The organism is Pseudomonadota bacterium, assembly GCA_026388255.1.
In the GTDB taxonomy this organism is placed as follows: Bacteria; Desulfobacterota; Syntrophorhabdia; order Syntrophorhabdales; family Syntrophorhabdaceae; genus JAPLKB01.
The window spans coordinates 1-11,602 of the sequence record JAPLKC010000120.1 but is presented as its reverse complement, the minus strand read 5'-3'; the positions used below and the strand labels follow the sequence as shown (position 1 = coordinate 11,602).

Annotated in this window: 18 protein-coding genes and 1 CRISPR repeat array; of the genes, 10 read left to right on the top strand and 8 right to left on the bottom strand. The window is 44.0% G+C overall.

Features of this window, described 5'->3' with window-relative positions:
- From NT178_17345 to NT178_17320, 6 genes are all read left to right on the top strand, one after another.
- The coding region (locus NT178_17345) for a hypothetical protein (protein ID MCX5814287.1) at positions 1-98 on the top strand (98 nt) is incomplete at its 5' end.
- A 90-nt stretch (positions 99-188) separates the two neighbouring features.
- Positions 189-1,295, top strand: a complete 1,107-nt coding sequence (locus NT178_17340) for a hypothetical protein (protein MCX5814286.1) — start codon at positions 189-191, stop codon at positions 1,293-1,295.
- Positions 1,270-2,184 carry a hypothetical protein gene (locus tag NT178_17335; protein ID MCX5814285.1) on the top strand — a complete coding sequence of 305 codons (915 nt, stop codon included), beginning with the start codon at positions 1,270-1,272 and terminating at the stop codon, positions 2,182-2,184. The genes NT178_17340 and NT178_17335 overlap by 26 nt, the downstream gene beginning before the upstream one ends.
- Positions 2,181-2,717, top strand: coding sequence for a type I-E CRISPR-associated protein Cas6/Cse3/CasE (gene cas6e, locus NT178_17330; protein ID MCX5814284.1), 537 nt, complete (start codon positions 2,181-2,183; stop codon positions 2,715-2,717). Before NT178_17335 ends, cas6e begins: the two co-directional genes overlap by 4 nt.
- 98 nt (positions 2,718-2,815) lie before the next feature.
- Positions 2,816-3,048: a CRISPR direct-repeat array (repeat unit 32 nt; unit sequence GTCTCATTCCCCACGCATGTGGGGGTTGAAAG).
- A gap of 163 nt (positions 3,049-3,211) precedes the next feature.
- A complete protein-coding gene (gene tnpA, locus NT178_17325; protein MCX5814283.1) occupies positions 3,212-3,610 on the top strand; it encodes an IS200/IS605 family transposase in 399 nt (132 codons plus the stop codon).
- Entirely contained in the window at positions 3,588-5,084 is a 1,497-nt protein-coding gene (locus NT178_17320) for a transposase (protein MCX5814282.1), read from the top strand. The genes tnpA and NT178_17320 overlap by 23 nt, the downstream gene beginning before the upstream one ends.
- Before the next feature lie 135 nt (positions 5,085-5,219).
- Here the strand turns inward: NT178_17320 and NT178_17315 are convergent, their stop codons facing one another.
- From NT178_17315 to NT178_17295, 5 genes are all read right to left on the bottom strand, one after another.
- Entirely contained in the window at positions 5,220-5,543 is a 324-nt protein-coding gene (locus NT178_17315) for a type II toxin-antitoxin system HicB family antitoxin (GenBank protein ID MCX5814281.1), read from the bottom strand.
- Positions 5,530-5,790, bottom strand: coding sequence for a type II toxin-antitoxin system HicA family toxin (locus NT178_17310; GenBank protein ID MCX5814280.1), 261 nt, complete (start codon positions 5,788-5,790; stop codon positions 5,530-5,532). Before NT178_17310 ends, NT178_17315 begins: the two co-directional genes overlap by 14 nt.
- A 424-nt stretch (positions 5,791-6,214) precedes the next feature.
- On the bottom strand, positions 6,215-6,490 hold the full coding sequence (locus NT178_17305) for a type II toxin-antitoxin system YafQ family toxin (protein ID MCX5814279.1): 276 nt from the start codon (positions 6,488-6,490) through the stop codon (positions 6,215-6,217).
- Positions 6,478-6,747: a type II toxin-antitoxin system RelB/DinJ family antitoxin gene (locus NT178_17300; GenBank protein MCX5814278.1), complete on the bottom strand. Its 270-nt coding sequence runs from the start codon at positions 6,745-6,747 to the stop codon at positions 6,478-6,480. Before NT178_17300 ends, NT178_17305 begins: the two co-directional genes overlap by 13 nt.
- Before the next feature lie 316 nt (positions 6,748-7,063).
- Positions 7,064-7,327, bottom strand: coding sequence for an AbrB/MazE/SpoVT family DNA-binding domain-containing protein (locus NT178_17295; protein ID MCX5814277.1), 264 nt, complete (start codon positions 7,325-7,327; stop codon positions 7,064-7,066).
- Positions 7,328-7,477: 150 nt separating this feature from the next.
- Between NT178_17295 and NT178_17290 the strand changes: the two genes are divergently transcribed.
- The 3 genes from NT178_17290 to NT178_17280 are packed head-to-tail and all read left to right on the top strand — an operon-like array spanning position 7,478 to position 9,210.
- Positions 7,478-8,758 (top strand): TraM recognition domain-containing protein, encoded by a 1,281-nt coding sequence (locus tag NT178_17290; protein ID MCX5814276.1) that lies wholly within the window; start codon positions 7,478-7,480, stop codon positions 8,756-8,758.
- A 1-nt stretch (position 8,759) separates the two neighbouring features.
- The gene (locus tag NT178_17285) at positions 8,760-8,984 is read left to right on the top strand and encodes a hypothetical protein (protein ID MCX5814275.1); all 225 of its coding nucleotides are present in this window, start codon (positions 8,760-8,762) and stop codon (positions 8,982-8,984) included.
- Entirely contained in the window at positions 8,971-9,210 is a 240-nt protein-coding gene (locus tag NT178_17280; protein MCX5814274.1) for a hypothetical protein, read from the top strand. Before NT178_17285 ends, NT178_17280 begins: the two co-directional genes overlap by 14 nt.
- A 249-nt stretch (positions 9,211-9,459) precedes the next feature.
- Here the strand turns inward: NT178_17280 and NT178_17275 are convergent, their stop codons facing one another.
- The 3 genes from NT178_17275 to NT178_17265 form a co-directional block, all read right to left on the bottom strand.
- The gene (locus tag NT178_17275) at positions 9,460-9,675 is read right to left on the bottom strand and encodes a hypothetical protein (protein MCX5814273.1); all 216 of its coding nucleotides are present in this window, start codon (positions 9,673-9,675) and stop codon (positions 9,460-9,462) included.
- 140 nt (positions 9,676-9,815) lie between these two features.
- Positions 9,816-10,310, bottom strand: coding sequence for a GNAT family N-acetyltransferase (locus NT178_17270; GenBank protein MCX5814272.1), 495 nt, complete (start codon positions 10,308-10,310; stop codon positions 9,816-9,818).
- Entirely contained in the window at positions 10,307-10,579 is a 273-nt protein-coding gene (locus NT178_17265) for a DUF1778 domain-containing protein (protein ID MCX5814271.1), read from the bottom strand. The genes NT178_17270 and NT178_17265 overlap by 4 nt, the downstream gene beginning before the upstream one ends.
- A 432-nt stretch (positions 10,580-11,011) precedes the next feature.
- On the opposite strand from NT178_17265, the gene NT178_17260 reads away from it, so the two are divergent.
- On the top strand, positions 11,012-11,602 hold a 591-nt coding region (locus NT178_17260), incomplete at its 3' end, for a hypothetical protein (GenBank protein MCX5814270.1).

The window sequence follows — 11,602 nt, the reverse complement described above, 5'->3', positions numbered from 1 at the left end:
TAGCGGCAGGGCATGCCGTATTAGCCTGTGGAGAGATAGCGCAGTCAGGCTACTCAATGAAGCAGGAACCCACTGAAGCGATTCAGGCATGCGCCTGAACGCCGTAGGAATCCCCGTCATTCATGTCGGGGAGGATGTCAAGAAATGAAACTCGGTTTGAAACAAAACATTTAATAAAAGGAGGGTACATGCTAAAATCAATTCTATTTAAGGGTACGATCAAAGGCTATGGCATTGTCAATTATGACGGTAAAGATCAAAAATGGATGCTCAAGAAGTATAAATACGGTGAGTGGGGTAGAGCACTAAAATTCGATAACGTTAAAATCGCCAAGCATGCAATTATCAAAACCGGTAACGATGAGAACGGCAAACCCCAATACGATATCCGATTGAAAATATCGAGCAATTGTTTGCGCAATGCTATTTTTAAGGAGGATCATCCTTTTCAGAATTCCATGATTATCCACAGTAAGAAGCTTCTTAATATGTCGATTGCCTCCATTGCCAGTTTACTACGCGGATACATGTTTGAGCAGGAAGGGTTTACCGGGCTTAAACGCAAATCTCCGATTATAATTACTGACGCAGAGCAAACGGCAGGTGAACTGTCCACCATCGATCTTCATACGACCTCCGGTGCTAAAAAGACTAAAGACAGTGAAGATGATGCATCCGATACTTCCCTGTTTTATAAAGAAACCGTGGGAGATGTTGAATACAGTTTTAAGGGTGCGATAAATCTTGCCGATCTCCAATTTATCCCCTTATCAGACACTTTTGATCGCATGGCCGTTAATCCGGATGATTTTAAGAGCCTGTACAGGCCACATCTTGAAAACTCAGTTGGAAGCAAAGTCAATGATCCTGGTTTCTATATGATTAACAGTGCAGTGAATGCTGTTCCCGAAGAAGGCGTTCTTTTAAATCAAGATCAGACTACTCTCCTTGTGAACGAATTTTTCAAACGGTTATTGTCCTTGACAATTACCAGAAATGCCAGCGGGTATGCGAATCTTTCCAGCTTACAGATTAAATTTGTGCATGACCCGATCACGGATAAAATGGATGATGAAGCTGGTTGGAACCTCGTTAGAAAAGTAGATGACATCAAGCTTAAACCTGAAGAAATAGTGGTTGCCTTCAGCAAGGTATCAAAGGAAAAAGCGGAATCACTGATGGAAGATATGGCTGCCCAAATGGCGAAGGCGAAAGAAGTCAAAAAAGAATCTAAGGATAAGAAGGCCAAAGCTAAGAAGGAGAAAAAGGATGCCACAAAAAGCTCTGCTGATTAAATTTATCAATGCAGGCATCTTTCCTGATACTCGTTGGTCTTCCGATAAAATGTACGATCTTGATGGGAAGACAAAACGGAAAGAGGCCCCTGTTATGCAAATCCCCGCCAGGAAATTTGATTGGCGGCATGTATCCAATGTTTTACATGTCCTTATGGGGGAACGACCAGTGCCCACGATCCGCAAGACCCTGTTGAAACCTGATTTATCAATACAGGAAGCTGCCAAAAAGGCGCGGGTCATCATTGATACACCTTGCGATGAACGTGACAGATATGAAAGCAGGGAAATGATGACTGCTCGGAAGACTGTGAAAGATTCATGGCAGACCTCAAAGATTGTTTACTTCTTGGGAGGAGCGCCTGTTCAAATCAAAGGAGGTTTGCTTTATTGGGCGCGGCTTGAAAGATTGTTAGGCGAGGCATTATTGAATGATTTCATTGATACGGTAAAGAGTATAACTGGCGATAAAAATGTTACGCATACTATTTCCGCTCATCGGGCAATCGAGATTCTTCATAATAATTACGATTTGTCCCGCGTTCAGCATTTCTGTCAAAAGTGCATTAAGGCTCAACGCAAGGCTTTAGTCAATATCATCGATCCCAAAGCAAACAAAGAATCAATAACCTTCCACGCAGGGGTTGGAAGTAAACTTAATATTCAGATGGTCAATTCCGGGCCTGAGAATATAAATAAAATATCGGGGACTATCTTTGTTCCGTTAAATGATGAACTTATATCTCGCTTGTCAAAAGGTTGCGGTGTCGCAACTATTCTTGAGGGCGGTCTTGCTTATATCGAGGGAATAGAGGAGTGGTCGGAAAATCTCGTTTTTGATGCTGAGCCGGTCATTGAAGCGCCGATTCAGAGAGGTGGTGCGGCATGAATTATTTGACCAGAATTTATGACATTGCCGGCGATGATTACCAGGTTCATCAAAAATTAAAAAACATTTTCGATCAAGATGATATTCTCTTTCAGAGAGGGAAGTTTGAGACAGTTGTTTTAAGTACCAAAGCGCCTACGATACATCATTCAGCGGTGATTACAGGGCAAATTTCTACTTTTCTCGATTCAATTGACTGCGGATCCGAATTTTTGTTTACCGCCCGGTTGAATCCAGTAGTAACCAAGAGGATCGATGAGAAAGGTAAACGATACCCGGTTGAACAAAACAGGCTTCGAGACTGGATCAATCATAAATTGGAAGATGCAGGGATGATTGCAGAGTTTATCTATAGTACCGAAGGGCCTCGCATTTCCATAAAAAAAGAGTATAAGATTACACTTTCATCTGTTTTTGTTACCGGAATGTGTCAGGTAAAAGATGTCAGCCGTTTTAAAACGGCTCTGACAAAGGGAATAGGCCATTCCAAAGGTTTGGGGTTCGGGATGCTTAACATCTTTACGAACCTATAGTTTACAGTAAAACACAGGGATGTTCAAGATTGTTATAAATCAAGATGTTATGAGTTTTTGAGGAAGATTTTAAGCTTATTGTGAAGAACCAGTGCGCTGTCTCATTCCCCACGCATGTGGGGGTTGAAAGCAATTAGAATTAGCCGCCGTAGTGGGGACAGAATTGTCTCATTCCCCACGCATGTGGGGGTTGAAAGGGAGATGTTCAATCAAATATTGTGCACATTCAGGAGTCTCATTCCCCACGCATGTGGGGGTTGAAAGGGGGATGTTCAATCAAATATTGTGCACATTCCTGAGTCTCATTCCCCACTCATGTGGGGGTTGAAAGTATTCATAATGTCCAAAATCTCTCTCCTCTCACGTCTTAAGAAATAAAGCGGGAATTCCTTCCTTTTCAAAGGAGGGATGAAAGCGTTTGGTCCTTACCATGTGTTATTTAGTACTATAAGATTTTGTTTGCAAATAATCGTAATATATGCTACCATATACATATGAAGACAGTACACCACAGGACATGCGTATTTAGTATCGGCTACCACATAGTATTTTGCACGAAGTACCGCAAGAAGGTGCTTGTGCCGAAGGTAGAAGAAGCATTGAAGGCGATTGTGGCAGCAACAGGCGCTGAGAAGGGATTCGAGACTGGCGCCATTGAGATGGGGCTTGATCACGTACACCTGTTTGTTTCTGCTGCACCTCATGTTCCTGTTTCGGATCTGGTAAAGTGGATCAAGGGGATTTCAGCCAGGAAACTTTTTGTGTCGTTTCCTGAGTTGAAGAAAAGGATGGGAGACCATCTTTGGAATCCCAGTTATTATGTAGGCACAGTAGGAGATATGTCGGCGGATGTTGTCAGGGGATACATTGATGGACAAGAAGAGAAAGAGTAGGGTTCGGAAGGCGAAGCATTCGATGGTATCGCGTGCCTATCGTTTCCGCTTGGATGTAACGCCATCCGAAGGCGACAAGCTGTTTGACACGTTGCATTCGTGCTGTCTTTTGCGGAATACGCTGGCTGAGGACCGATTGCAGAACCGCGTCCAATGTAAGGAAGAGAAGCGGCAGGGAGAGAAAAAACTTCATTACCTGAATCGATCTGACCAATACGAGGCGGTAAAGCTGTATGCAAAGCAAGCCGTTGCCTGGGGGAAGCTGCACAGCCAGGTGCGCCAAAACGTGGCTGTTCGGGTTGACGAAGGTTACAAGCGGTTCTTCGACGCCATCAAGGAAGGCAGGAAGGACGTTCATCCTCCGAATGTTATAGACGAGAAGCGTTATCGCAGCTTCACTTATCCGCAATATGGATCGGCAGCGTTCATTCGCAACGGTAAGATCCACCTTTCCGGTTTGGGTGACTTCTGTGTACGAGACCACAGGAAGATTCGCGGTACAAAGAAGACCGTCACCGTGAAGTGGATGCAAGGTCATTGGTGGGTTATCGTCGTAGCCATGATTCAGGAAAAGGATCAGGTGTCTCTTCCCTCGAAGGACGATTCTCGCCAATGTTGCGGCGGAGATCCGGGGCTCACATCCCTCCTTACGGAAGCCAGCGGCAAAAAGCACGATCCGCCCCGCTCCTTTACGCAGAACCAATCGAAGCTGCGTACCGCCCAAAAGAAACTGTCCAGGCAGTTCGAGGCAAGGAAAAAGGCTTATGCAGAGGCTGTGCAAGCAGCGAAGGCAGCAGGCGCAAAACCTCCTAAGCTCAAAGAAATGCCCTACTCAAACCGCCTGAAAAAACAAATTATGGTTGTTGCGAAGATCCACACCCGAATCGAGAACATCCGGGATTACCACCACAAAAAAATAGCATCGGAGATTGCATCAAAGTACAGTGAGTTTGCCGTGGAAGAGCATGGCGTCAAGTTCATGATCCGAAACCGCAGGCAAGCGAAAGTCGCCTCGGACAGGGCCATTGCGAAGCAAAAGCAGTTGCTGTGCTCGAAGTTGGGCAGGCGCTACCACACAACACCGACCAACCGTCCCGGCATCGGCGGCAACAGCCAGACCTGCGTATGCGGTGCATCAGTACCAAAGACGCTGAAAGACCGCATTCACATTTGTCCGACGTGTGGTCTGGTAGCCAATCGAGATCATGTGTCGGCAAATATCATTCAGCTTATAGCGTTCGGGACAATCAGCCCGACGTTGTATAATGGGCATCCGGGCAGGATGTCTGCAGGCGTGGAGAGTTCGAAGCACGGTACAGCGAAAGCGGTTCGTGTGAGTCAGGGCAACCCGGCTTTAGAGTCCTCTGTGAAGCGCCATTCCTTACATCAGGTGGGAAGAAATACCAATGGTGGGAAACCTACATTGAAAGACAAAACCAGTAACCATCTTCAACAGATCGGAGTTGGCGCTTGAGTCGAAACCTTCTGAATCTCAATCACTTGGATGCTTCCCTATTCATATGGGAGAGAATGTCACTTTACAGCCAATACTATTTTATGTCAACATTAAGCACAATGCAAATTTTCACCATTAAACGCCATAAAAATCCTATGGTATAATCCTGACAATATTTTCGTTGAGCCAAGCATTGATGCTCTGTCCGGCTTTTTTTGCCGACATAAAAAGCTTGCGATGTGTTTCAGGGGAAACCCTCACCACAAATTTACCTGAAAAAGGTTTGTCCGGTTCTTCGTTTCTCTCCCTGCAAAAATCCAGATAATCTTCTACCGAATCATGAAAAGCTTTTTGAATTTCATCGACGGTTTTCCCCTGGAATGTTACCACATCTCTTATACCGATGATTTCCCCATGAAACAACATCGCTTCGTCATCGAATTCAACTTTTCCGAAATATCCTTTATAAGTCATCATGTTTTACTCCTGCTTCCCGGAGAAATCTGCGTATAGATTTTACAGCTCCCCTGTCGGTCTCTTTTTGTGGATGAGGTCTGTGGAATGTTGCTCTCACTCCTCTTAATGCTATCCTTATACGAGAACCTCGTCCTTCGCTTATCTGCGCTCCAAGTAGCGTTAGTATTGCCTCAATATCAGACCAGAGGATATTTGATAGCACAGGTTCCTGAAATATTGCCTCAAATATTTTCCGGTGCTTGCTCATGTTTAATAGTATCACAATTTGATACTATTGTCAAGAGATCGGTCGAGTTAGGGAAGCATTCTGATCCGGTGATTACCGTTGATGGTCCGGAACATTTTGCGCTTGATGATCGCATTTGGAAGGGACAATAAAAAAAGCCACTAACTTATCCTCGCCATACATATTTGAGAGGGCTTATTGAATACGGTTTGAAATACGTAATGTTTCGAAGGCTTGTTTTCTGTTCCTGCATATTCTGGTTTCTTCCTTTAAGAGGCAAGATCCGTGGGCATTGATCAGGAATCAAAAGGGCCAGGCCTGAGTGGGTTTTTATCACAAATAATCTTAGTAATACCCTCAATGAGAATTCTATTGATGACCCTTATAACCCCAAAATGAATGAATCGTTGTCGTACCCTATTAAGTAGACAAAATGTTCAAGGCTTTATTTGACAAAAAGCTCGGCATGTGAACCGGTACGAACCAGGCACAACCTTTCATTTTCAAGTCGATATATCAACAGCCAATCCGGTTTTATATGGCATTCCCTTTGGTGCTTCCATTTTTCACCAAGATCGTGATCCCGATACTTAGAGGGAAGTGGACTCTCGTTTACCAGAAGCTCAAGAACAGCAAGAAAATCGTTCTTGTTATGTTTCCGTGACTTAGCAATTTTCTTGAGATCAGTTTTGAATTGGGATGTCTGAACTATCGTTCGCACGAGGCATCCCAATCTTTAGAAATCTGCTCAATAGTTGTTTGTTCTCCTTCTTCTCGATCCGCAGATTCCATCGCTTGGATTGTGACAGAATTCGGGGTTTTTACTGAAAACGGCAACTTTTTTTGTGCTACTGTCTGATGCAAAAACAATCGAATTCCATCGCTCAAGGTTAACCCCATAGATCGTAAGATTTTTGAAGCTTCGTTCTTGACCATAGGGTCTATCCGGGAACGTACTACTGTGTTAGTATCCGACATAAATTGTCACCTCCTCTTGTTTTATTATAGCTACATTGTAGCCATAAATAAAGTATTTTATCGCTTTGAGGGCAGGTCAGATCGTCACAAACGGGTTGGTGAAGTTTTGCGGCTTTTACGATCACCGCGTTTGCCATGACAAACTTGAGCATGGGTTCAAGATTGATAAGGGGTATTGGTAAGCATTTTGTCAATCTTTCCATATTCGTCAAGTATTTCCCCTGAAACGATCAGGATGAGTCTGTTGTTGCTCCATGATGGGGATAGCCACCGAAATAAACTCCGGAGATAAAGACGTTTGTGTCGAGGATGACCTTCAAGACGGTGTACACGCCTTGAGAATGGACTTCTTGATGTCAGACGGACGTAAGCCTGATTTTATTGCCTCTTGCCGGGCACTTGCTATTAATGCCTCAAATGTGTCCGGGTCGGGTTCGGTTATTGTCTTCAGGATGAGCAAGTCATCTTTGCCTATGACAACGAACTGCGATCCCGCTTTGAGGTTGAGTTGTTTCCGTATGATCTCGGGAATGACCACCTGTCCCTTGGACGACATCTTCGTTGTTGCCATTTCTGCCATACTGTCTCCTTTTCTGCGTCTTACTGGTAAGATTATATGTCAGAAAATATCCCAGTGCAAGAAAAATGTAAGTGTGAACCGTCAGGGATGTTCGAGGACTTTTACTTTCAGTAATACTCTTACAAGACAATGAGCAGAAGAGGAGAATAAATGAAAGCCTCACCCACTGATCTTTCTGAACTTTATAATATCAATGAACAGGGCAAGATACAGCCTCAGCACCAAAAGGGTCTATACCTGGGCGATGGGGTAAAGCTCCCGATTCAACAGAACTTTACCAGGTTAGGGGGGCAGTATCTTCCAGACAACATCCGGGGAGGGCATTTCGGATGTTTCGGCACGACCGGAGCAGGGAAAACGCGATTTATGGCGCATCTCATATATCAGGATATCCTGTCCGGCGGAAGTGTCGTCCTGTTCGACCCCAAAGGTGATGATAGTCTTATCGCCACGGTAATACAGTCTGCTGCCGAGTCGGGTCGTCTCGATGAATTGATGTTCAGATCGCCTATCTATCCCGATGCATCGGTCAAGATCGATCCTTTGGCATATTACTATATTCCTGATGAATTGATTCACCATATCGTCTCGGGTATCCGCTCACGTGAAGAGTTCTTCGAGAATATTGCGACAAATATCACGACGGTCATCATTACGGGACTCATCGCGAAATTCCTGGCAAAAGGCGAAAAACCGCTCATCAACCTGTCGGATGTAAAAGAGAGGATTACGTACAAGGCAATGCTCGATTTTGTCGAAAGCCTGAAAATGCTCAGAAATAATCCTGATATAAAAGTGAGAAACATGATAGATGATGCTCTGACAGCGGTCTTTCACATCACTCAGTATCCCCAGGATTTTTTTTCAAAGGTATCATCATCACTGGGAACTGTCCTTGCGCAGTTAACATCATCAACGACCGGGCAAATCATCGGCAAGACATACAAGAATGCATTCATCAAGAGACTTGAAGAAGGGAAAAGAGTTATTCTGATATGCAATACTGGCAGTCTTCTCGCCAGAAAGACCGCTTCCGTTATTGCAAGGATTCTCATGTCAATGATTCAAAGTACGTTAGGAAGGGTGCTTGCATCGGGAAGGGTATTTGATCCCCCTCTATCGATCTATATGGACGAGGGGCATAACATACTTTACAACGGAATAGAAGAGATGTTCAGTAAGGGGAGGGCGGCTAACGTATATCTGCACTTCTTTACACAGAGCATGTCGTCTATGAATGAAGTTGTCGGAGAGAATACAACTCAAAGCATCATGGATAATATCAATACATGGGTCTTTATGCACGAAAATGATGAAAGGACGGCACGGTTCATAGAAGACTCATCGCCGTTGGTTACTGTTTGGAGAAAGGTTGTCAACACCGGCGGTGGTAACATGAGTGTATCATCAAGGGAGGAAACCGAACGGTAACATGAGTGTATCATCAAGGGAGGAAACCGAACGGGTTATCCTCAAGGAGAGGGTACTGCGTCTTAAAAAGAGATACTTCTATCTCAGAAGGGAAGGGGATTACTACAAGTGTATGGTACCGAATGTCCCGGATCCCTATGTGAAACTGATCTTTCCTGAGGTATCCCATCAGACAGAGGTATCCCATCAGACAGAGTCAGAGGGGGAGCACGTTGAAGCCGTTTAACGAGTTTTTTAATCCCGACAATATCAAAGGGTACGATGGATTTATTAATATGCTCTTCGAAGGTTTTCTTCACGGGTCGCTTCTTAAAATCCTCGCGTTCCTGTCACTGGTTATATTCGTATATATGGTCGTGAGGAAGAAAACGAACATCATTGTTGCGATATTATTCTACGCAATAGCATTTGTGCTTACATACCTCACAGAGTTCTTTAAATTTCTGATGTGAAAAAATATGGAGTGCCCGGAAATGCAAGCAAAGTTAAACGGAAGAAGTATAAGCTATCTATCTTCAATTAAATCGATTACATGGCAATGTAGAGGTTTTCGGGATTAGGTGTTCGACTTTTTCTGGATTAGGTGTTCGAGGTTGACCGGATTTTACACGTAGAGGTTTTCTTTATGGAATTAGAGTAGTAAAACCTCTTTTCCTCGTGGTGCAAAACGCTCTTATCAGTATATAGCCGCACGCACTCTTTTAAATTCTCCCGTTAAGTAAATCTGAGGTTGCTCTTATTACTTCATACTGAAATTTCTCCGGAATTATCGGAAGCGTATTGAGATCCCATTTCTTCCACTGGTCTCCATAAGCATCGGGGTTTTTGGGAGTAACGAGATGTCCTCTCGCCCACGCAACAATATATCTGGACCCTTCCAGATACAAGCCGGTAGGAGAAGGTGTTGATAGTTCCATCAAAAAGCCACTAACCAATTAAAGTTAGTGGCTTTTTTGTCTGGGATATATTTTTTGATAATTTATACCTGACACGGAGAACCCATAAATAAAAGGCTACCCACATTGCATTCTCGTTGTGGGCCGGGATCTGAACGCGGCTAAACTGGCACTGTATCCAAGGGCAGAAACAAGGTTAACGGTTTATTGGCTATATCGAGAAAGCCATGGTATCGATAAAAACCCGCAGCCGTATTGTCCTTGGCATCGACCACCAAAGCATAGGCTGCAATCTCAGAGCGAATCACTCGTTTGAGAGCATCGGCCAGCAGCGCTCCACCGAGTCCCTGGCCCCTGAACCCCTGATCGACGGCAAGTCGCCCCATTCGCACCACAGGAACGGTAGGATAGCGGGGCAGCTTCTTTTTGTATTTCATGGGCAAATCATCGAGATACACACTCGCCGATGCAAGCGTGTAGTATCCGGCGATGTGATCCTTAGTCGAAATCGCTACAAAACACGCGGTAACGTTTTTTCTTATGTCCTGAGTAACTTGTTTCCGAAAATAATCGTCCAGCGGTTTGGATCCGCTATTAAACAAATCTCTGTCGTGGTCTTTGCCGAGTGGTATTATCCGAAACGGTTTCTCAATCATTCGGCAATCAGTTTGCGGTGACGGGCAAAAGCACGTTTCAATGCGGGAGCAGCCTCGGGAGGCGTAATGAGGGCCTGGGCAAAACGTTCCTGGTCGGCCAGGGATAGTCTGATAACTTCCGTTCGTTCGATGGCATTTTGGGCAGCCTCCTGAACAGCAGTAATAATGAAGTCAGTCATGGTAAGATTTTGCAGCTCGGCAGCACGCTTAAGGGTAGTATGTAGTTCTTTGCTGATACGCGCTTCAAGACGCGCAGTATTTGAATTCATTTACACCTCCTTGTAATCCAAGGCTCTTTACAATACTATACGGCATTTAGCCGTACATGTCAAGAATTAATGGGAAAACAAATTTTCATCTAATGAATTTGTATTACTTCTTTGACCATCGGGAATTAATACAAATTCAAATAATTAAAACATACAGAGGGAGGTAGGCTCGTGAGTGAACAAAGAAATATTTCAGAAATGTATCCAAAATGTTTCATCGCAGCTATCCTTGTCGTTTTATATACCCTACGGCGGCATATGACGGCTAAGTTTTTCCCGAGGGAACGAAAAAGAGTCTGAAATCATATCGAATCATACCGAATCCGAATATTCTAATCATTAATACATAGGTAGCATAATAATCAGTAGGAATTTTCCGAACACTTTCAAAAAAACTCTCAAATATAAATATAAAAACAAGGAGGGAACACGATGGATTTCGTTAATGGAATCAGCGCGTCCATGCAGGAAGCAACTGTGGACGATTATGTATCAGCACATGAAGGTGCAATCGCAAATGTAGGCAAGTTAGAGGAACTCGTTAAGAAAGCAAATGTCACCAGTAGAGAGACCTACAAGAGTGCATTCGAACTGAAAGGTCTCCTTTCGTCATTGTTCTGTTACACTTTCAACAACAAAAAGGACACATTTGAGAAGGTTAGTGACCTCGAAGATCAACTCGGTCACAAGATTGGAAAGTTTGCAAAAAACTATGGCAAGGCATCAAAGGAGATGCGGCCCGCTATCAAGTATCTCCTATGGAACAGAAGATACACAAGCACGGACTATGCGAAGGTTGCCAACGATTTAATCAAAGCCGGGCATCTATGGAAAAACAATAAAAGCAATTACTTTGTCACAGGACTTCATCTGGCTGTCGGAGACAACACATTCACATACAGCAGAAACACCGGAAAACAATACAGAAATTACGTGAAAGTCTGCGCTATCCAGTGCTTCTATGCCTCTTCTTTTTGGCAGGATACATTGAAGGTATTTGAAGATAAAGGAATCATTGATACC

What these genes read in the sequence shown, in the direction of transcription:
- NT178_17340 (MCX5814286.1), top strand. Translation starts at nt 189, where the DNA reads ATGCTAAAATCAATTCTATTTAAGGGTACGATCAAAGGCTATGGCATT.
- NT178_17335 (MCX5814285.1), top strand. Translation starts at nt 1,270, where the DNA reads ATGCCACAAAAAGCTCTGCTGATTAAATTTATCAATGCAGGCATCTTT.
- cas6e (MCX5814284.1), top strand. Translation starts at nt 2,181, where the DNA reads ATGAATTATTTGACCAGAATTTATGACATTGCCGGCGATGATTACCAG.
- tnpA (MCX5814283.1), top strand. Translation starts at nt 3,212, where the DNA reads ATGAAGACAGTACACCACAGGACATGCGTATTTAGTATCGGCTACCAC.
- NT178_17320 (MCX5814282.1), top strand. Translation starts at nt 3,588, where the DNA reads ATGGACAAGAAGAGAAAGAGTAGGGTTCGGAAGGCGAAGCATTCGATG.
- NT178_17315 (MCX5814281.1), bottom strand. Translation starts at nt 5,543, where the DNA reads ATGATGACTTATAAAGGATATTTCGGAAAAGTTGAATTCGATGACGAA.
- NT178_17310 (MCX5814280.1), bottom strand. Translation starts at nt 5,790, where the DNA reads ATGAGCAAGCACCGGAAAATATTTGAGGCAATATTTCAGGAACCTGTG.
- NT178_17300 (MCX5814278.1), bottom strand. Translation starts at nt 6,747, where the DNA reads ATGTCGGATACTAACACAGTAGTACGTTCCCGGATAGACCCTATGGTC.
- NT178_17295 (MCX5814277.1), bottom strand. Translation starts at nt 7,327, where the DNA reads ATGGCAGAAATGGCAACAACGAAGATGTCGTCCAAGGGACAGGTGGTC.
- NT178_17290 (MCX5814276.1), top strand. Translation starts at nt 7,478, where the DNA reads ATGAAAGCCTCACCCACTGATCTTTCTGAACTTTATAATATCAATGAA.
- NT178_17285 (MCX5814275.1), top strand. Translation starts at nt 8,760, where the DNA reads ATGAGTGTATCATCAAGGGAGGAAACCGAACGGGTTATCCTCAAGGAG.
- NT178_17275 (MCX5814273.1), bottom strand. Translation starts at nt 9,675, where the DNA reads ATGGAACTATCAACACCTTCTCCTACCGGCTTGTATCTGGAAGGGTCC.
- NT178_17270 (MCX5814272.1), bottom strand. Translation starts at nt 10,310, where the DNA reads ATGATTGAGAAACCGTTTCGGATAATACCACTCGGCAAAGACCACGAC.
- NT178_17265 (MCX5814271.1), bottom strand. Translation starts at nt 10,579, where the DNA reads ATGAATTCAAATACTGCGCGTCTTGAAGCGCGTATCAGCAAAGAACTA.